At 54.4% G+C, this 20,217-nt stretch carries 18 protein-coding genes and 1 tRNA gene; 4 read left to right on the top strand and 15 right to left on the bottom strand.

Translation table 11 applies throughout. The annotated features are described in order from the left end of the window. Window positions 1-112: 112 nt before the first annotated feature. Together R3C20_05595 and R3C20_05600 are read left to right on the top strand one after the other, a co-directional pair. A complete protein-coding gene (locus tag R3C20_05595; GenBank protein ID MEZ6039959.1) occupies window positions 113-1,234 on the top strand; it encodes an LptF/LptG family permease in 1,122 nt (373 codons plus the stop codon). Window positions 1,235-1,283: 49 nt separating this feature from the next. Further along, entirely contained in the window at window positions 1,284-2,057 is a 774-nt protein-coding gene (locus tag R3C20_05600) for a DUF480 domain-containing protein (protein ID MEZ6039960.1), read from the top strand. A 236-nt stretch (window positions 2,058-2,293) separates the two neighbouring features. Here R3C20_05600 and R3C20_05605 read toward each other — a convergent pair whose 3' ends face one another. The 4 genes from R3C20_05605 to R3C20_05620 all read right to left on the bottom strand — a co-directional run bounded on the left by R3C20_05605 (window position 2,294) and on the right by R3C20_05620 (window position 7,150). Then, window positions 2,294-3,703 (bottom strand): glucose-6-phosphate isomerase, encoded by a 1,410-nt coding sequence (locus tag R3C20_05605; GenBank protein MEZ6039961.1) that lies wholly within the window; start codon window positions 3,701-3,703, stop codon window positions 2,294-2,296. 387 nt (window positions 3,704-4,090) lie between these two features. Further along, on the bottom strand, window positions 4,091-4,552 hold the full coding sequence (vsr, locus tag R3C20_05610; GenBank protein ID MEZ6039962.1) for a DNA mismatch endonuclease Vsr: 462 nt from the start codon (window positions 4,550-4,552) through the stop codon (window positions 4,091-4,093). A 33-nt stretch (window positions 4,553-4,585) separates the two neighbouring features. Then, window positions 4,586-5,626 carry an NAD(P)-dependent alcohol dehydrogenase gene (locus tag R3C20_05615; GenBank protein MEZ6039963.1) on the bottom strand — a complete coding sequence of 347 codons (1,041 nt, stop codon included), beginning with the start codon at window positions 5,624-5,626 and terminating at the stop codon, window positions 4,586-4,588. Window positions 5,627-6,220: 594 nt separating this feature from the next. After that, window positions 6,221-7,150, bottom strand: coding sequence for an alpha/beta hydrolase (locus tag R3C20_05620; protein MEZ6039964.1), 930 nt, complete (start codon window positions 7,148-7,150; stop codon window positions 6,221-6,223). Window positions 7,151-7,357: 207 nt separating this feature from the next. Between R3C20_05620 and R3C20_05625 the strand changes: the two genes are divergently transcribed. Together R3C20_05625 and R3C20_05630 are read left to right on the top strand one after the other, a co-directional pair. Then, window positions 7,358-7,431, top strand: a tRNA-Arg gene (locus R3C20_05625). 154 nt (window positions 7,432-7,585) lie between these two features. After that, the gene (locus R3C20_05630; GenBank protein ID MEZ6039965.1) at window positions 7,586-7,777 is read left to right on the top strand and encodes a hypothetical protein; all 192 of its coding nucleotides are present in this window, start codon (window positions 7,586-7,588) and stop codon (window positions 7,775-7,777) included. A 220-nt stretch (window positions 7,778-7,997) separates the two neighbouring features. Here R3C20_05630 and R3C20_05635 read toward each other — a convergent pair whose 3' ends face one another. The 11 genes from R3C20_05635 to R3C20_05685 all read right to left on the bottom strand — a co-directional run bounded on the left by R3C20_05635 (window position 7,998) and on the right by R3C20_05685 (window position 20,101). Then, window positions 7,998-8,582: a hypothetical protein gene (locus R3C20_05635; protein MEZ6039966.1), complete on the bottom strand. Its 585-nt coding sequence runs from the start codon at window positions 8,580-8,582 to the stop codon at window positions 7,998-8,000. Between the two features lie 344 nt (window positions 8,583-8,926). Then, window positions 8,927-10,252 (bottom strand): CehA/McbA family metallohydrolase, encoded by a 1,326-nt coding sequence (locus R3C20_05640; GenBank protein MEZ6039967.1) that lies wholly within the window; start codon window positions 10,250-10,252, stop codon window positions 8,927-8,929. Between the two features lie 9 nt (window positions 10,253-10,261). Next, a complete protein-coding gene (locus R3C20_05645; GenBank protein ID MEZ6039968.1) occupies window positions 10,262-11,566 on the bottom strand; it encodes a hypothetical protein in 1,305 nt (434 codons plus the stop codon). Between the two features lie 28 nt (window positions 11,567-11,594). Further along, window positions 11,595-14,297, bottom strand: a complete 2,703-nt coding sequence (locus tag R3C20_05650; protein ID MEZ6039969.1) for a CehA/McbA family metallohydrolase — start codon at window positions 14,295-14,297, stop codon at window positions 11,595-11,597. A gap of 43 nt (window positions 14,298-14,340) precedes the next feature. Continuing rightward, on the bottom strand, window positions 14,341-15,837 hold the full coding sequence (locus R3C20_05655; protein MEZ6039970.1) for a CehA/McbA family metallohydrolase: 1,497 nt from the start codon (window positions 15,835-15,837) through the stop codon (window positions 14,341-14,343). A 112-nt stretch (window positions 15,838-15,949) separates the two neighbouring features. Then, on the bottom strand, window positions 15,950-16,288 hold the full coding sequence (locus R3C20_05660) for a hypothetical protein (protein MEZ6039971.1): 339 nt from the start codon (window positions 16,286-16,288) through the stop codon (window positions 15,950-15,952). Between the two features lie 412 nt (window positions 16,289-16,700). Beyond that, the gene (locus tag R3C20_05665) at window positions 16,701-17,237 is read right to left on the bottom strand and encodes an N-acetyltransferase (GenBank protein ID MEZ6039972.1); all 537 of its coding nucleotides are present in this window, start codon (window positions 17,235-17,237) and stop codon (window positions 16,701-16,703) included. Between the two features lie 74 nt (window positions 17,238-17,311). Further along, on the bottom strand, window positions 17,312-17,893 hold the full coding sequence (locus tag R3C20_05670; GenBank protein ID MEZ6039973.1) for a sulfatase-like hydrolase/transferase: 582 nt from the start codon (window positions 17,891-17,893) through the stop codon (window positions 17,312-17,314). Between the two features lie 8 nt (window positions 17,894-17,901). Beyond that, the gene (locus tag R3C20_05675; protein MEZ6039974.1) at window positions 17,902-18,804 is read right to left on the bottom strand and encodes a sulfatase-like hydrolase/transferase; all 903 of its coding nucleotides are present in this window, start codon (window positions 18,802-18,804) and stop codon (window positions 17,902-17,904) included. A gap of 530 nt (window positions 18,805-19,334) precedes the next feature. Then, complete coding sequence (locus R3C20_05680) at window positions 19,335-19,880, bottom strand: hypothetical protein (protein MEZ6039975.1); 546 nt, start codon at window positions 19,878-19,880, stop codon at window positions 19,335-19,337. Then, window positions 19,832-20,101: a sulfatase-like hydrolase/transferase gene (locus R3C20_05685; GenBank protein MEZ6039976.1), complete on the bottom strand. Its 270-nt coding sequence runs from the start codon at window positions 20,099-20,101 to the stop codon at window positions 19,832-19,834. Before R3C20_05685 ends, R3C20_05680 begins: the two co-directional genes overlap by 49 nt. Window positions 20,102-20,217: the final 116 nt, after the last annotated feature.

Consider the following 20,217-nt stretch of genomic DNA (forward strand, 5'->3'; position numbering starts at 1 on the left):
CCTGTTTCGAACAGATTGGGTGTAATCCGTCTGCTGAATGATCGGAGATCTCTGCGCGCGGCGTCCTCTTTTAACAATCGGACGCATATTCTTCACTTCGTTTACTGGTTCAATGTTCACAACCTTCGACCGTTATCTTCTGGGGCGACTCCTGCACACATTTGGTGTGTTCTTTATCGCTGCCTACGGTTTGTTTGTGGTGATTGACTTGTTTATGAACGTGGACGACTTTCAGAACGATGCTGCCGGCCTGGTTCAGGTGGGCGGCAGCATTCTGGAATACTATACCTATCGGTGCGCAGAATTTTTTGAGATTGCCGGACCGGTTCTGATCGTGATTTCAGTGATTACGGTGCTTGGTCTGTTGCAGAAGAATTCTGAAACTTATCCGATTCTGGCTGCGGGCATCCCTGCCTTTCGCCTGTTGAAGCCGCTTTTGATCGCTGCGGCAATTCTGAATGTTCTGCTCATCGTCAATCAGGAATTCATCATCCCTTCGATTGCAGTGCAGCTTCAAACTGCCCGGGGAAGTTCAACGGCCAAATTGCAGAAGGTGGAACCTGTTTACGATTTCTCAAACCACCTGATGCATATTGATGGTGAATTTGTGAAGGTAGAAGAACAGAAACTGCTTGCCGCAACGTTCACATTGCCCGCGCCCGAGTTGTCGACATCTGTCAATGCGCTGACGGCAGAGTATGCAGTTTACATGGATGCAGCCGATAAACGTCCCGCTGGCTGGATGCTGAAGAATCTGACAGGCGTTTTTGATTCTGACATCCTGACAGAAGAAGGTCGGCGTCGAGTGATCCCCCATCCCAACGGCCGCGACCTGTTCATTGTTTCGGCGGTCAGTTTTGACCAGCTTTATAACCGCGGTCGCAATCTGAAACTGCTTTCGTCGTCGCAGCTGGTGCAGCGGATCCGGAATCCATCAACTGGTCTGGTTCCGGTTCGCGGGCAAAGCCTGGCTCTGCATTCCCGAATCACTCGACCACTGCTTTGCCTGATCAGTATTACAATTGCTCTGCCGCTGGTGATGAAAAAAGAATCTCGCAGTCTGATCATGAACATGGCCGTCTGCGCTGGTGTTCAGGGATTCTTCTATGGCGTGACGCAGGGATGTTTTGCATTGGGCAGCACGGGAGCCATCGCACCGGATCTGGCGGCATGGCTGCCGGTGATTGTCTGCGGAATTGCCAGCACTTGGACGGCGGGATACGTTCAGACATAGACTCCAGGACTCGATTTGAACAAGTTCAGCGTAGATCAAAGGGCAAGTAATGTCGGATGATGTTAAGAACGAAATTCGCCAGCTGAATCGCACTCAAAGGCGCGTCATTGGCGTCCTGATGGAGAAGGCATTCACGACACCGGACCAGTACCCATTAACACTGAAAGCAACGACCACCGGCTGCAACCAGAAGAATAACCGCGATCCAGTCACCGATTACAGCGAATCGCAGGTGGCGGATGCTCTTGAGGCGTTAAGGCAACTGGGGCTGATCGCCGAAGTCTTTACCGATGGTGGCAGAGCAGCACGCTATCGCCACTACATGCGGCACAAATTTGACTTCTCCGAAACACAGTTTGCTGTCATCGCGGAATTGCTGCTCAGAGGTCGTCAGCAACCTGGTGAATTGCGCACACGTGCCAGTCGGATGGTCAAAATTGAAAGTCAGGAACAGCTGAAGGCGGATCTGCAGGACCTTCAGGAAAAAGGATTTATTCAGGCCAATGGCGCGCTCGAACGACGTGGGGTGGAAGTCGATCACACGTTCTACATGGATCGAGAAGGTCAGAAAATGGAGCAGATGGCGGACGAACCGACCGTGTCTGCCTCACCAGCGACTCCCACTCGTGTTTCAACGCCTGTTGCTGCGCCCGCAAGCACGCCTGCGAACGAAAGAACTGCCAGCGGTCATGGGGATTCTGTTGCCCTGAATCAGGCCATGCTGAGGTTAACCGAACTCACGGCACAGTTTTCCGCGCTGGAATCCACGGTCGAAGAATTACGAGACCGACTCGAACGACTTGAATCTGACCTCGGCGGTTAAACCAACGGGAGATCGCTGAATACAGTTTCAACGCGCAAGGCCGCAAACCATCAGATCCCGTCCAATCGTCGATTTCATTCCTGCGACCTCACGAGCCAACTGGTGTCTGCAGGCAATGTCGTTTCGGAATTGAGGATCAGAATGCCGCCAGTACTCAGCACTAATCGAATCCAGACACGGCCAGAATCAATCTTTACGCTGGCCATCTTTCTGGTAAGTTCGTCGCAACGGGCCGTTTATCGGATACCGAGGTTGGCCTGCATGTTTTTCTTGTATGCTTCGACCCCTGGCTGCCCATAAGGATTGGTTCCCACAAGCCGTCCCTCAAGAACCGTTGCCAGCATCAGCATTTGGAACACCTGGCCGATCGTGTGTTCGTTGATTTCCGGAAGCATGATATCCGCGGTGGGTCGTTTGTCGTCAGCATAGGCCTGATTGGTGCCGTCAATCGCAGCCTGCAGAATGCGGGGGAATTCGACTCCTGCCAACTGATTGAGCTGGTCCTGATCAAGACTGTGCGATGGTAGTGTCAATGGTGGTTTCGATGGAGTTCCGGGCAGTAGATTCGTGATGAGCTTATCGCGACGACCTTCCTGATGCTGCTGACCTCGACTATGCAGATCACGCGTGTTGACCACCGTGATGGGAGTCGCCCCTCGTTCGTGCTTGCCGAGACTTTCGCTCAACAACTGATCGTACCACAACCCCACAGCTTCCAGCTTGCTGCCCCATGTCGACAGGAGCCGAATAATCATGCCGCAATCATTTTCGAATACGTGCCCGACTGCTGTGTAGTCCATGACTGCGTTGTTGCCGAATGGAGCGGATCGGAAATGTTCCGTCATATCTGCAGCACCCTGCAACAGTTGCCGAATATCCATCCCCGAAATGGCAGCAGGCAACAGACCGACGGCAGTCAGCACAGAAAAGCGTCCGCCGATACCTTCCGGGATTGAAAATACATCCTGGTAGCCCGCAGCGTTGGATAGATTTCGAAGTCTGCCGGCGTCACCCGTGACCGGAACAATCAGCTCGGCTGCTTTGGTACCGAATCGACGTTCGATCAATGCACGAAATGTTCGAAAAGCGGCTGCGGTTTCGAGCGTTCCACCAGATTTACTGATCACAACCACAGCAGTGCGACCCAGCGGCGAATCTGCCGGATTTGCGGCAGCCCGGTGTTCAAGCAATTCAAGAAGAGCTGACTGGTTATCAGAATCGACATTCCACCCATCGAAGTAAATTCGCGGAATGCCGTTGCGTTCCTCTCGGCCAAGCTCATTGTGATAGGGATTTCGCAACGCCTCCATCATGGCTCGCATGCCCATGTAGGAACCTCCGATCCCAAGGACGACAACTGAATCAACTTCGTTTCGAATGCGCGCTGCGCATTTTTCGAGCCGAACGACCAGACTCGTGTCGCCATTGTCTTTCAGGTCCTGAAGAAGTTCTTCCGGCCATTGAATGAATCCTGCATCCAGCGGCTGCTTCTCCGCAGGGACCTCCGCACCACTTTGCCACAATTCAACATCGTTCAACGTTTCTTCACGGGCTTTATCTATCGCTGGCTGAACGGACCTGAGCCGATCCGCAGACAGTAATTTCAGCGCAGCTTCCGGAACGTATTGAATGATGGGTTTCGTCATGGTTTCAGGCTTCTTTATGCTCGATGCTTTTTCGTGTTTGATGAACTGTGTGCTTGATGAACTGTATGTTTGATTCAATCGGGACTGGATTTCTGTGCCATCAATTCATTGATGACAGCGAAGACGCAGACACTGCGGCTGTCTTCAATTGCGGATACGGTCGATTCTTACACGTTTCCGCGTTTCGAAGTAAACGCCGCCATGGTTCCTGTTGTGTCTGAATGACTGGCGATCCGCACAACCCCAGGCTCCAGACAAATCCGGCGGAACATCGCTTTCGATGAATCCGAAGTCTAGCAGGGCATCGAAAGAACCGAAGCGTGACGCCAACAACCATTGACTTCAAAATCCATTCTGAAAGCAGTTCCGAATTGATGACCTTGTGCGTTAAGTGCTGACAGGTTCGCCCGAACACTCGGGACTGGGTGGGGAGTCATTCTCCGACAGAAAGTCGACCAGTCGGGGAATGAGCAGTCCCGGAACATCTTTGGTCCAGCATTCCCAAACGGTCAGCACCTTCCAGCCTGCGTGCCGCAATTGCTTTCGATTTCGCTGATCACGCTTCACATTTTCGCTGCGTTTCGTTTGCCAGAATTCAGTATTCGTAGCGGGCACGACTCTGCCATACCGACACCGGTGCATGTGCCAGAAACAGCCGTGTACGAAGATAATCCTGCCGTGCCTTGGCAGGACCAAATCCGGCTTTCCCGGCAGATCTCTGCGGTGCAGCCGAAATCGATACCCAAGGCGATGGACGACTGAACGGACAATGATCTCCGGCTTCGTATCTTTTGATCGAATGCGGGACATGTTGAACGATCGCTGTTCAGAATTGTGAACGTCCACCATGTTGCATTCCTTCGATTCAAATTGCTCCCAGTGTCAGGCAATTGCCTGGCCGTCGGAGGATTCGCCAATTCGGACCACGACCTTCCCGAAATGACTTCCGGACTTGAGATACCGATACGCTTGCCTGGCTTCCGAAAAATCGAAAACACGATCGACGATTGGTTCAAGCTTGTTGGCCGAAATGGCTTGATTCATATCCTGGAACATCGATCGACTTCCGACATAGATTCCCTGCATCGTAACCCGATTGAACAGCGCGAGCATTGGATTGACATCGCCTGCCGCACCGGTGAGTACGCCAATCATGGAAACCCGACCACTGACCCGCGCACACGCCAGAGACTTCGGCAATGTGCCCGGGCCACCCAGTTCAATAACGTTGTCCACACCTCGACCGTCGGTCAATCGCAGTACTTCGTTTTCCCACTCCGGCGTAGTGCGGTAATTAATTGTCTCATCCGCACCGAGTTGTCGCGCCTTCATGAGTTTGTCATCACTGCTGGAAGTAATAATCACTCTGGCTCCGTGCATCTTTGCAAATTGCAGCGCAAAGAGTGAGACACCACCGGTGCCGAGTGTCAACACGGTCTGGCCGGCCTGAAGTCCACCCAGAGACACCAGCGCTTGCCAGGCCGTGACAGCGGCGCATGGTAGAGTCGCTGCCTGCTCGAAGCTGAGGTGCGATGGAATTGGCAACAAGGCTCGTTCGGAAAAAACCACCTGTTCGGCTAAAACGCCATCGATTCCACCGCCGCGAGCCGTCTGCATTTGAGCTTCGTCAACGTCGCCGGATTCCCAGTCTTCGAAGAAGCAATTGACAACGCGGTCTCCCGGCTGGAGACCAGTGACGCCTTCACCAACAGCCAGGACTTCGCCTGCCCCATCTGACAATGGAATCACCGGACAACGATCATTCCGTGGGTATCCACCACGTGTGATAATCAGATCGCGAAAATTCAGGCTGGCAGCTTTCATTCTGACAACAACCTGGCCAGGTCCGGGATTCGGTTCGGCAACGTCAATCAGCCCGATGGCATCGATGCCTCCATCACTCTGGATCTGGTATGCCTTCATTGATTTCTCCCTTGTACGTGCGGCTTGATTGTCTGACTTTCCTGTTCCACCGATCGCAGCAGCAGGCAACGCCAGCCCTAAACTCCACTCACAATTGCTCCACCTGCGGCCTGAAACACCCCGGATAGAGTACTGGGCCGTATCAAGTCAGGCAAACACACCACCGTCGCATGGGTGCGATATTCAGGCTTATGACAACTGCGAACGGGAGGCCGAATTCAAACTTCGATTGCCGCCGTCGGACACACCGCAGTCGATCATCGAAAATGCCATTCAGGTTTCTGCGTCCCTGGTCGCGGTCCGCCAACGCAAACTGTGGGCGTCACCAACAGTCGGAAAGCAGTGGATTTGGACACCCGGTTGGGGACCCTTCACTCGGCATTCAATCAGTCTCGGTATTCGGCGGGGCATCAACCTGACTGTCTTCCGGTTAAATGTGATCACGCCAGAATTGATTGTCGCTTTCTGAAGCACGAACACACGGGATTTTCAGCAGGCTTTGCAGGTGCGAAGGTGTCGCTGCGATCAGCCAGATTTTCTGACTTGTCGTGGCCGCTCAGTTTCGCCCCACTGCAGTAAGAGTGAAAGGAAATTCTATTTCTCGGATGAATCCGAGCCGGGACTCAAAAATTCCCGCAGTTTGAGCCAGTTTGCGGCTCGCCCTGGCCAGTCTTCTGCAACGGGACTTCCTTTCACAGGTCGCATCCCATAGCCATGCCCACCTCGTTCATAAATGTGAAGTTCTGCGGGTACTTTTTTGCTGATGAGTTGGGAGTACAGTAGAAGGGTTCCATTGACTTTTGATGCCGGATCGTCGGCCGCCTGAGCAATGAAGGTGGGAGGCGTCTTTTCGTTGATTTCGATGTTGCCGCGAAGATGCGTTCCTTCCGGGTTCGAAACCTGATACGGGTAGATCAGCAGCAACAGATCTGGGCGATGATTCAGTCTCTTCTCACCCCCGTCGAATTGAACTTCGGTGGTGGCGGCGACCAGAGCAGTCTGGCCACCTGCGGAAAATCCAAGGACTGCAATCCGATTTGGCTGGATTCCATAATCGGCCGCCTTCTCGCGAATTTTCATCACCGCCATTTGCGTGTCCATTACGGGGCCTGCGTTCGGTTCTGGTTGCTTGTTTGTGGGTGTTCGGTAGGCCAGCTGAAAGGCGACAAGCCCCTGATCTGCGAACCAGTGACCGAGATCTTTGCCTTCGTGCTCGTCCGACAAACGGCCGAATCCTCCGCCGGGAACAATAATCACGCATGAACCAGTTCGTGGCACCTCCCGGGCTGGCTCGTAGACAAAGACCCGGGGCCTGGAAACGTTGAAACGACGAGTCTTGCCGTCCTGTCCCGTCACCTGAGATTCTTCGGGTTCGGCTGGCACAATCGGTCCCGGAACTGGTCCGTCCCAGATGGCAATTTCCGGGCGTTCTCCGGGACGCTGTGCCATTGTTACCGGTGTGGAAAGCAGAGCCAGCAGGAGAACGACAGGGGTTTGCCAGCGGCGAGAATGGGTCATTTCCATCGTGATCAGCCTGCGAGGAACAGAGGGCAAAGATGAATCGGGACTCAGGTAGAACCAACTTTGGCGGATATTCCAGCAAAGTCATCCCGACTCTGGTACCGACTTGACAAACGAAGGCTGGAATAAATGTTTAGGGTTGTCAGTCAAAACAATTCCTGTAGACTTCCCGCCAGCGGCTGAAAGGCAGTCCCTGTCCCACGCCAAAATGCACTCGTAGCTCAATTGGATAGAGCATCGGTCTACGGAACCGAAGGTTAGTGGTTCGAGCCCACTCGAGTGTAGTTAAATGAAGCCAGTGTTTACCGTGTTATGCGGAACGCTGGCTTTTTTTCGTTGCTGCTCTGTGCCCAAAAGATCATTCCAGAAAGGCATCCCGAGCGTTTTCTGAGGTTTCCCGGCAGCATCAACCAGATGGATTCGGCAAGGGAGTGACTCGTGCCGGTCGTTGTTGACCCGGAACTGAATGGTTCCGGTGTCGGCCGCGGTGAGCTGCCCCGCAAACGAAGCAACCATAGCCCACGCTACACAGACGCAGGACACAGCGCAGCCAGAACGAGCGATGGCAGCAGGCAAACTCCACTTGATTATTCGAGCAACTTCAGCAGTCGGTTGGCGGCGGCTCAGTGATCAAGCGGCTGGTCAGCTGCGTGTCGGACAACTTGGCCTCTCGGCCACGGGTTAAACACAATACCGTTCACCGAACCGAGATAATGTAGTGGATCTCGCCAGAGATCCCTGTATTTTTCCAGGAGAAGTCTGGCGACTCCCACTACATTTTGAACGGCATTGGAGTTGAACAAGACAGAACAATCCGTTCATGAAGAGCCTGTCTGAACGAGACAGAATACTACCAATACGCAGCATCGCTCAATGCCGCGACACATTGGCAGTGACCGCGAAATTCTTCCACGGGTGTCGAATTGAGTGACTGACCCAGCCAGCCTTCCGGCTGTGAGAGTTCAAACGGGGGACGAATCGTCTGCGGAGAAATCGACCGGAACCCGACCTTTGAATAGAACGCGGGATCCCCATAGGTCACGACCAACTCGACGTGCTGATCCTGAAGCTGCTGACAGCCGACAAGACTGAAGACTTGATCCACACGGTCTTCAACAATCCGGGGCATGATCACAAGCAGACTCGCAAGGACGTGAGCCAAACGCCGTGAGCGCCCGAAGTGAATCAGCGGCTCGAACGCGCGAGCAATTGCTCGATGAAGCGTTGACCTTGTTTTCGCAACGCGGGTATGTCGCCACAGGCATTCGGGACATTTTGCAAGCGGCTGGAGTAACTCAGCCCACTCTTTACCACCATTCTGCCGACAAAGCATCCTTGTTGCAAACGCTGATCGAGCGGCACTATGGCGAGAGCCAACAACGGTTGGAAACGAACATCGTAAGTGAAGCGACAGCTTTGGGTAAGCTACTAGCATTCGTCACCTCATCGTTTCAGCACTACTGAGTTGATCCGCGCGTACCAAGGCTAATGTTCCAAACCTATTATGGCCCAACCGTTCCAGAGATTGACGGTGTACTGGACAAGTTGACGGAGCAGCGATTTCGGCTTGTCGTAAGCACCACGAAATATGGCATGCATTCTGGTGAGCTGAGAGATTCGAACGCTGAGTCCCTTGCTTTGACTTTTTGCAGCATAGTGGATCAGCCGCTGAATCTATTTTCTCGCAAATCAAGGCCCAAGAGATACCTGACGCCTGAGTTTGCGTGCTCAATCGTCAACATGTTTATGACGGTTGCAGCGGCAAAGCCAGGCTAATGTTCATTGCGCCTCGTGTTCTTTCGCGAGTAACCGTTGATAGTAGGTGCGGGCGTGTTCGTACGCGGCCGTCGCGTCTTTTTGTTCATCTGCGTCGTAAGTCGCTTGTTTGGCTTTCCAGCACTGCTCGACTCCGGCCAAACACCAACGGATGCTTTCAGTAGCACCCCTAATCGGCTGATCGTCGACAACAACGTAGATAGGATTCGTGTGGGCATGGGGAAACACACGCACGGCAACCCAACTACTTTTTTCCAGTCGATGCTTAAACGTGATTTCTGTGAGTGTGCCATCTGCCTTGGTTTTCTTGCTCACCGCAGGGTAGCCGTTGACGATCAGCTCCACTTCCATCTCTTGATCTTCGAGCAGCGCGGCGACGTCCACAGCGAATGAGACTTCGCCTGGCGGCTTCAGTCTCAACTCGCTGCCATCGACACCTAGTTTGGCAACTTGACCGGTTTGGATATCTGTGGCATTGAGACCGGTTAGGTGACAGAGGCCGTCGCTAACATAACTTCGTCCATCGGCGATGGATTGAACCCATTTTTCGAATGTCAATTTCCCGTCGACTTGTGCATACACGCGGCCAATGCCAACTCGCTCACCGCTCATGCAGGGAAAATCGGTTTCACCACTCGCAGCGACGCGGAACCCACAGTTCAACACGTGATACCACATGTTCCACTCGGCAACTCGTTCGGTGTTCATCGTCGAGATAAAATCGACCGCAGGGACCAAAGCCCCATCGATGCCGGGGACTTGATGGGTCACATCGACGATAAACTCATTCGCACCGATCCCATCAAATGCCGGGATGTTGAAATTTGGCAAATTGTTTGGACCGTCTTTACCGTCGGTATCGGGAACACGCCCCACAAAGCGGCTGAGGCCGATCGATGAATGGGCGGGCCCGCAGACGGCACCTTGTCGTTTTGCCCACCGCAATGTGTTGAGCCCTAACGTCGGCCAGTGATCTTTGGATTCTCCGCCCGGGTAAATCTGTTGTTGCAGATTGAGCAGGTTCAGGTGCCCCGACATGTGCGAGCCAAATCCCGAAACTTCGACATCGTATCGCAACGTGTAGGGATACTGAGATTGTTCAGCGACCTCGCCAGTGAAGAATCTCTTCTGGTAGTCAAAGCACGGTCCCCACGTGAGGCAGCAACCTACCTTCAAGTCTTCGCCCATGATGTGCCTGATCATGTCAGCAGGTTGGACGCCTTGCGTGGGATTTTCATAGTGCAGACAGCCAGCCGCGTGAATGTGATGATCGCCCGACCACCAGCCCATTTTGGCCGGATCGACCCAGCGCCGGACGCGATACAACAATTGAGACTGTTATTGCCCCACGGTCAGCGTCTTCGTTTCAGGAATCGTTTCCGGACCTCGAGAACATTGAATGGTGTACTGACCAGGAGGCAACGAAACCGTTTCGCCATGCCCTCGATAAATATGGCGTTGGAAAAAGAAATCGGGAGCGAGACGTTTGGACTGGGCGGGATAAATCCGCCCTTCGCGATCACGTATTTCAAACTTGGTAAACGCGGGCAAACCTTCATCATCTATGACGTTGAAGGTGACTTCAGTCGAACTTTGACAATTGAAGTCCACTGGCAACTTGGCCCAGTTCTCTGACCGCTGGGCGGAATACAGATCGATCCAGTCAATGCGCATCTCGCCGGGCTGGACCAAGGGGTCAAGCCGCACGCCCGCAAGCTCCCCATCCACTTGAAACGGAATCTCGTACAAGTGCTCTTTGTTGGGCTCGAGCAGGAAGTTGGTTTGCCGGTCCGCCGTTGGCGATGGAATGTCGCTGGTCCACCAAAACAACTGACCGATTCCCCCGGTGCCAGCTTTGGCCCAAAAACGCAACATCATTGGACCGCCGCGAGATTGAACGTCCGCCATCATGAAGGGGTCTTCGCCGGTGGATGTTACTTGAAGTGATCCATCACTGGCATCGATGTTGATTTGATTGGCTGGCTGCCAACCGTCGGTGTCGCTGTCGAAACGCCACTCACGGATCAAATCACGGTCCCCTTTCGGATCGCCACTCACGTTGAACTCGAGCGTCGCCGTTTTCGCTCCGGCGTCGCGACTGTAGACCTGCACAATTCGATACTCTAAAGCCAGTCCGCTCAGATTGGCTCGCATCGGCTGACCTTCGAACGTCGAGATCTGCATCCACCGCGAATCCACTTCATCCGACGGCGCATGAGGCAGCGGGCGAGCATTAGGACTTTCCACGAAAAGTCGCCCGGTTCTCCCAGGTCGGTTAATCACTTTGATTAAGAAAGTCCGCCAACCTTGTTCAAGTAGTTCAGTTCTGGCGGAGCCCAAAGAGACTTGCGGCGGTCCTGATTCAGCGACATTTACAGCGGCCAAACAGTACGGATCCAACAGACGCTCAATGGCAGCGGACACTTCTTCATCGGTCGCCAGAGACTTAATCTGGGCGAGCCTGTCTAGCTCTGCTTCTGATAAGGGACGCCCAACGACTTCCAGTGCTTCGGACAAGCGATGCACTTGCGCCAGCAGCGGCTGAGCTGGCACTTGCAGGGCTTTCTCATCGATCTCGTCACCAAGCGTCAGTGCCGAGTGCGAACACAGCGATCCGGCCAGCACTCCGAGCCAAAGAAACATTCGCGTTAGAGTTCTATTGCTCACTATCCTACCGCCCATTGCTGCTTGACCACTTGGGACGAATCTCCAGCAGTACATCCGACGTTGCGCGGAAACCCAAGTCCTGTGTTCCCTGCCCGGCGTCGCCAATGATTCGCGATTCTCGCAAACCGCTTAAATGCGAAGTCAATTGCATCACTTTGTACTCCGAATCGTCGCCGGTAAAAAACCGCGAAGTAAACGGGCTGTCGACCACTTCAACACTCAGCCAGTCCGCCGCCGTGGGCGGATTCAATGCCACATCGATCGCAGAAAGATTCAGCGGTGCGGTGATCCCTGCCGTGTTTTCCACTTTGATCAAGAAACGCTCAGGTCGCTGCTGGTGCAGTCGAATTCTGTCGCGGCGCGAGCTAATCTTCACCCGTGACTCAGGGTTCACGGAAACGTCGAACAACACCAGCGGCTCACAGGCTGCCTGGACTTCGCGAAAGTTGGTCGCACCTTTCAGTTCGTCAATCGCTGCCGCGGATTCCGCATCACCGCCAAAACGTCGCAAGACGTGAATCATTCGATCACGTGTGGTCTGCCAGGACGGATTGCGCTGACGCGCGGAATGGATGTGGGACTCCAGTTGGGCAAACATCTCCATCCCATGCTCTAAGTAACGCACCGCTTCTGCCAATTGCGATTCAGTCGCAAAGCGTCCCTTCGCCTGGACGTCTCTCAAGTGATCGCGTATCTGATCCTGCCAAAAGGCAGCGGCAGCGGGATCGAATCGCACGCGGCCGTCAACTTCCACATAGATCGGGCTGGTATGTGCGATCCCAGGCCCGGTGATCGCGTTGAAGTTGCCGAAGCCCCAATCCGCGTTGCCATCGTCGCGGTGGCTGCAGCGTGCGACGATCCAGCAGCTTTCCGTCGGAGCGACGGCGAGTTCTAGTTCAGCAGTGGTTTGTTCTGTGTAAGTTTCCGCGATCACGTCTCCGTTGGAGATGATTTGAAACTGACCAATCGGCTCGCGCGAGATAACATGCGCTCGAATCGTGAGTGATTGTTGATGCCCCGCAGTGACCACATCACCGATCTGATGGTCATCCACGGTCAAGAAAATCAGCGGTCCCGAAGTTGTAAACGTTCGACCTTGCCTGACGGCTTCAATCCACTTTGGATAGTAAAACTGTCCATCAACTTTCGCGTAGCAACGAGCTGCGCCCAGCGGCCTCGCGGGATGATCACTCCCGTTGGTCAACGGCAAACGAAAACCGCAGTCGAGCAGACGGTAGTACATCTCCGGTTCCATTTGATCCAAAGAGTCTGTCAGATTGTGGATAACGTTGACAGGAACATCCTTGTTGCCGCCCGTTCCGTGCGCCTCGATACTGATCCCACCTTGCTGCCGGCACGCTTGAATAGCCGTCCGATTCAGCGGATAGTCTATCGCATCGGGACCTGCAATGATTGAGCCTGTACCAATCGGCTGAACAAGCCAATCAATGTTTAAGAAATTGAGATGACCGTAGAGGTCTTCGTTGCGATACTCTTCGCCCATTTGAATGTGGAACGACGTATCGCTGAATTCTGCTACAGGGCCCATCGGCGCTTGAGACGGTTTGATGAACGCCTCGTTCGCGTATCGTTGCAGCAACGTCAAATTGTTGGCGACCATGAGTCCCTCCGCCCGCTGCACCAATGCCAACAGTTCCAGGGGTTCATCCACGTTCCACTGATTCGTGACCCAATGCACGTGCGTGTCGCCAGAAATCCAGCCCAATTGTTTCATGTCGACCAGCGGTTCGCAGGAAACTGCGAGATCAACGATCTGACCTGAGGCGATGCTGGGCGACACTCGCCCGCGCTGATGATGAAAACCGCGTTCAACAATGACTTCGATTTCGCCCGGCGGCACCTTCAGCTCGAATGTTCCGTCGGAGTAGAAATAGGTCATCCTTTGCCATCCTCCAATCGGTGGATAGATGATCGGCTTCTTAGTAAGTGTTGACTTCTCAGCATATTGGCCGCCAAAGCGACACATCCCATCACCACTGATCACGGTGACTCTGGCGGGAACGCGTTGGTCGTCGTCAACAACCGTTCCACGAAGAATTCCGCAATCAGTCAGCTGAACCGGTACGACAAGTTTCGACGAATCGACGCCATGATCAAAGCTGATCTCGATTCCGGCCGCTTGGGCATCTGCGGGATACAGCATCGGGACCAGGAACACGCACTCAGAGTTGCCTGCAATGTCCGTCCATTCCGAAATCGAGCTCTCCGCAGCGGCATGATCGGAGGCGACGAAGCGGGGATCAACACGCGGACGCAACCGGACAGATTCTCCACTGCGATTGTGAACTGCAACGAACAGTGGAGTCGTCAGCGTGCGACAAAAACTCAGCGGCGAAGTATTCTTGTGCAGCAGCATCGTTGTCCCATCCCACGTAACTTCGATCGATGGGACACGGTCGAACAGCTTTACCAACAGTTGTTTCCGCGAAGCCTTTAACTCGCCTGGTGCAGCCGCGTTCGCATCGCCATTTAAGGCTTGTTGTTCCAGCCACGCTTGAGAGATGAGTTGTTCCTGCTGAGGCGTCGGCCAGTGTTCGATCAGCTTCGTCCACAGTCTGTGGTACGATTCAGCGACCTGATTATCAATGCTTTGAGACTTGGAGCCCGCGTTGACCTGCGGCGTATGCTGGTGACCTTCATGAGCGCGAAGACTCTGCACCAGAAGCACGGCGATGATGAGGGCCATCCCAGAACGGTCTCGAAAACCCCTTACCGACATTCTGTTTTGTCTAGTCAGCATTGGCATCTCGTTGCAGTGCACGGAAAAACTCCCTCGCCTGATAGTGCCAACCAAGTACTAAATCTCGCTGACTGATATCGCTGACGTTTTGCTGGATGTTCAGAATGCGTGATTCCAGCCAATCAAGAAAGAATTCGACCGAAGAACGGCTGATACGTTTTGAATTATTTTCACCCTCAACGTACCACGGCGCAGTCGATGCAAAGCGAAATGTGTGTTCGACGTCCGCGATGGCTCGAACCAGAAACCACCCTGATTCACGCAATTCCATACTTGCGTGGAGCGTTTGATCTCTTGCATCTCTACAAGGGATGCGATGTTGGACTGATCCGTTGAAGATGACCTGCACTTCGGCAAAAGGATCATTCGAAGTAAGGTGGATTTCAAAGTCGATTTTTCGAGTCTCGTCCAAACGCAAGATGGTGCCTGCATGCGTTTGATTCGCCCTGACACGAAGTAGTGGGCCATTGGTCACAAAACAGCGCCCCGATTTAAGCGCCGTGAACCAGTTGTCACGATGAAACGGCTTGTCGCCCAGATGCACGTAGGCACGATTGTAGCCAACGGGATTCGGCAACACGCCCGATGCGCTTCCGGCCGACGGCGGGATTCGAATGCCGCAATTGAGAATGTGGTAATAGATCTCTTGAGTCCATAAACCATTGCCGTGCGGACCAGGAAACTGTTCGATGCTACGCTGCTTTCCCCACGCTTCGTTGTCCAGCACGCCACTTCGGTGCATGTGGTTGTGTGCGATGCCAATCGAGTCCGGTTTGGCCACGGCAAGCCAGGTTGGCACATCCCACCAAAACGATTTCTCGATATCGATCCATACCTCGGGATTCTGTTGTCGAGCTTGTTCGACGAACCGCATGGGCGAAGGAACTTCTCGGTTGATGACTGATAGATCCAGTGGCTTGTTCAAGCCGAAGTATAGCAGCGCTCCACCAGCACGTTCGTCTTCGCCTGCGCCGGTACAGTAGATTCGGTCGTCACCAAACTGGAATTCAGTTTGCTTGGCTGCAACTGCTTTTGGCGCGGGACTGTTCCACCACCCGATCACGGTCGCGAAATCCAGATCCTCCGCCAGCATCAACGGCTCAATCTGTGACACCGGCCGATGAACATGCAAGTCACCACAATACCAACCTTCATCACGAAGCGATGCAATCGAAGTCAGCATCGCAGTCGCATCCACAATCTCGCCAGATCTAACGTTGACCTTACCAGACTTTCGTAAGTACTCGGGACCGCGTTCGATCTCCCATTCGTAGTTGTCTGGCGCAACAGAAACGGTTGCTTGTCCTGAACAGACAAAATGGTCGGACCAATACGGATACCCGGCCACTTTCACAGGAGCGCCCGAAGAATCACGCACGTGAATGCGACACGGCAAAGAATCACCGCGGTCATCGGTCACTTTAAAATGGATCTCGCCAGTCTCCGCCGCGATACCGGCAACCACCGGTATGAGGAACGATGCCATCAAGAAAAATAGCGAGACTTGGCGATGTCGAAGGCTGTGCACGAGAGTGTTCCTATTGGTTGGATCGCTGCAGTAGGGTCTCAGCCACCTTTCGGTGGTCAATCGTGACAAATTAGTCAAACCATGTTGCTTCTTTGCCCCAATCTTGAGCACCGTTTTGCTCTCCGCGATCGTTCAAGATGTTGCCAATACGGCATTGGACTCGAATGGACGAAGCGACGCGCACAGCCAAGCCAGATTCTTCTTGATCGTCACCATCCTGGTCGATGATAGTGTCAACGCGATCGCCCGGCGTCTCAGGTGCTGGCCCTCGCCACTGCGGCCCTTGCGCAACAAAGATGCGTCCCAGTCGGTCGAACGCCATCACACACGGATTGCTCACCATCGGCTCGCGAGCCACAACATCGACCACAAACCCATCCGGCACGATCGGCAGTTGATCATCAGCCAAGGCAATCGGACAGTTCAACAGACAACACAGGAGTAAACCCGCGCGTCTTGGATTTCGCCGAAAAAGACACAGCAACAGCGAGTGAATAAAGTCCTTGTCATTCATGTGAATTCTGAATTCCCTAAACAGCCCGTTCAGGTCTTTGACTGTCGCAAACCACTCTCTCAAGTCCCTTCGTTTAACCCGTGGCCGAAAGGACAGGCCGTCTCTGCGTGTCGGACGACCTGGCCTCTCGGCCACGGGTTAAACACAATACCGTTCACCGAACCGAGATAATGTAGTGGATCTCGCCAGAGATCCCTGTATTTTTCCAGGGGAAGTCTGGCGACTCCCACTACATTTTGAACGGCATTGGAGTTAAACAAGACAGAACAAACCGTTCATGAAGAGCCTGTCTGAACGAGACAGAATACTACCAATACGCAGCATCGCTCAATGCCGCGACACATTGGCAGTGACCGCGAAATTCTTCCACGGGTGTCGAAGTGAGTGACTGACCCAGCCAGCCTTCCGGCTGTGAGAGTTCAAACGGAGGACGAATTGCCTGCGGAGAAATCGACCGGAACCCGACCTTTGAATAGAACGCGGGATCTCCATAGGTGACGACCAACTCGACGTGCTGATCCTGAAGCTGCGTCAAACCGTATCGAATCAGTTTCTGACCGATGCCCTGTCCCTGCGATTTGGTTTTAACCGCCACCGGAGACAGAATGGACGCTTCGATTTGAGTATCGAAGCTCAGCCGACTGAAGAAAATCGCGCCAACGATCTGCTCGGCTTCGACAGCCACAAATCCGCGCAGGTCCTGATGCTCGGTCGTGGTCATCATCTCACGGACGAGTGCCGCGATCCGGCCCCCTTCCTGCTCGCCTTCAGCATCCGTAAAGACGGAATGAAACAGTGACACAATCGCATCCAAATCGCTCGGCAGACTATTTCGAAATTCCAATGCTATCTCCAGTGAACAACGAGGGGCTTGTGGTCGGGAATTGCAACGAATCAATACATCTGCAGGCTACCGTGTCAAGCTGTCGGCACCCAGTTGCAGGTAATGCTGATACCATACTCGTTCGCGCTGGATGCCGTTCTTCGGCAATCCGGGTGGTCGCAATTGCTGTGACCACGTTTCAAGTTTGGCACGGAGCTCGACAACTTTTTCAGGATACTCCGCTGCAACGTTTCGCGTCTCAGGGTTCGGCTGACGCATGTCGAACAGAAAGTCGGTCCCGTCACCCAGATGCAGTAACTTCCAGTCGCCACTACGAACGGCGGCTTGTTTCCAGAATCGCCAATAGAGAGCATCGTGCGGTGGGCGGTGACGGCGCTCGTCAGATGTGGCAGCAAATCAACACCGTCGAGTCCTTCACGCTCTTCGATGCCCGCTGCGGCAAGTACGGTCGCGGTGATGTCGAGTGAGGACACCGGATGATCAAAAACCTGGCCAGCAGGAATAACTCCTTTCCAGGACCAAAGGAACGGCTCGCGGATGCCGCCTTCGGTCAGCATCCCTTTCTCGCCCAGTTGCGGTGCATTGATCGATCCGTCCCAGCCACCCATTTCGGTTTGCTTGCCGTCGGGGCCACTGGTCATCTGCGCGTCAGGCATCGTCAGCTTCAGCGCGCACCGTTGTCGCTTGTGAAGACAATCAATGTGTTCTCTTCGATACCATGGCGTCGCAACGATTCGCGAAGTAGCCCAACGCCATCGTCGATCGTCGCCAGCATCGCCAATGCGGTTCGTCTGCGTTCCGGCATTTCACCCGGGAAGCGGGCGAGTCGTTCCGGGGTCGCCGCCAGCGGTGTATGTGGACCGCTATAGGCAAGGTACAGGAAAAACGGCTTCGTGTGATTGCGTTCAAGAAACGCCAGGGCACCCGCGGTTTCATCATCAAGACGATCACCAGTGGTTTCGGTGATCCATTCACCTTCGGGCTTTAGACTGGATCCGTCGGCGCGGAAGTTCGCCCAGCGCCGCTCACGAGCGTTCATGTAGAACTCGTCAAAACCCTGTCCAGCCGGCGAGAACCGACGACGCGCTGGTTCCCTGATCGTCAACGGTTTTCCGGGCGTACGTTGAACCGCATTGGGATTGCGTTTGATCCACGCTACGGAAGATGGGCTTGCATCGAGATGCCATTTACCAACCATGCCGCTGACGTAACCTGCAGGTTTAAGACGTTCAGCAATCGTGAGTTCATTCGCTGGCATCGGCGTATCGGCGATTTCCTCCAAACCGAATCGCTGCTGATATCGTCCTGTCAGCAAACCCGCTCGCGAAGGAGAACACTGGGGTGCCGTGATGTATCCCGCCGAACATCGCACGCCCGACACCGCCAACGAATCGAGGTGCGGCGTTTTCAAGTCATCGCGCACGCCCTGGCATCCAAGATCGGCCCAACCCTGATCATCGGTGAAGATAACGATGAAGTTGGGTTTTGGCCCGGCCGCGGATACCACCGAGCCACAGACGACACAGAGAACGAGCAGGAGGGAGCGTCTTACTGGTTTCGACATCATTTGGCGTTCTTCTTTCCTCGTCCTCGTACCGTGGCTGCACCGGCGGATTGGATGTGCATTTCGAGTTGCTGGCGGAGCTGTGCGAGCGTCTTTGAGTGCAACGTGTTGTGCGAGGTTATCGTGCTGGCCCGGGTCAGCATCCATGTCGTACAGCTCCTCCGCACCGTCCGCGTATCGCATGTAGGCCCAGCGGTCGGTGCGGAGGAGTGGTGACCGCCCATCACATAGGAAAACGCGGAATCGTTTACCGTGGCGTGGGTCTCGCAGGACCGGTACGAGGCTTTACCTTCCACACTGCCGGGGACGGGTGCGCCGGTGAGCTCACAGACGGTGGGAAACAAGTCGACCAGTTGGGCAAGGAGCGGCTGCGCGACGGCACGACATTTGGCGCGGCAATGATCAAAGGCACGTGGATAACCTGCTCGTGCAAATTCGACTTTTGCCAGAACGTGTGGTCACCGAGGTGGTACCCGTGGTCGCTGGTAAAGACGATGGCGGTGGTCTCGGCAAGGCCAAGTCGGTCGAGCTCGTCAAGCACACGCCCAAGTTGCATCCATGAAAGTGACACTGGCTCGATAGCCCGACCACATACGTTGCTGGTTTTCGGGATATTCCGCGAGGCCGTTCTTCCGCGAGTTTGAACCTGAGATGCCCGCTGGAGGAATGTCGTCCAGATCGCCGTCGGGAACGTGCGGCAGCGTCATCTGGTTGTGCGGGTAAAGATCGAAGTATTGGCGTGGCGCGACCATCGGATAATGCGGGCGCACGAAGCCGACTGCGAGCAGGAAGTTTTGGTCCGCTGCCTTGAACTCGCGCAGCAACTCGACCGCTTTCGTCGCCGCTTTCGCATCCGGTTGGTCTGAGCCGTCGCCTTCGTAACTCACGGTGACGAAGGGACGATGCGGGTCGCCGGTAGATTGCCGACCCTCCAGCGCGGTCGTAAAGATATTCCGATTCAGACAGGCATAATCGCCCGGAGTGTGGGCCTCCAGGCCAGGGGCGTTGAAACGCTGAGTCCAGCAGGCGGCTACGTCCTCGCCATCGCTGCCGGCGATGATGTCACCGGGCACACGCATGTGAAAAATCTTCCAACCCGTGCCGTTGCGCGGCCCTGTCCGATCAAATGCTCGCCTAATGTGATCCCTCGATTCCCGACGTAGCGGCCACGCATTAACGATGCCCGCGAAGGGCCGCACACCGTGCCTTGGCAGTAAGCTCGCTCAAAGACTACGCCTCGAGCCGCGAGACGGTCAATGTTGGGAGTGTCGCTTGTGTTGTCTCCGTAGCAACGCAGCACATTGGCGGCAAATCGTCGGAGATGATGAAGAGGATATTCTTCGACGGTTCAGCCTCAGCTCGCGAAACTGTGGTTGCGCCGATTACGCAGAAGAAAAGAATCAGGTGCTTCATGAT

Source organism: Planctomycetaceae bacterium (assembly GCA_041398825.1).
Taxonomy (GTDB): Bacteria; Planctomycetota; Planctomycetia; order Planctomycetales; family Planctomycetaceae; genus F1-80-MAGs062.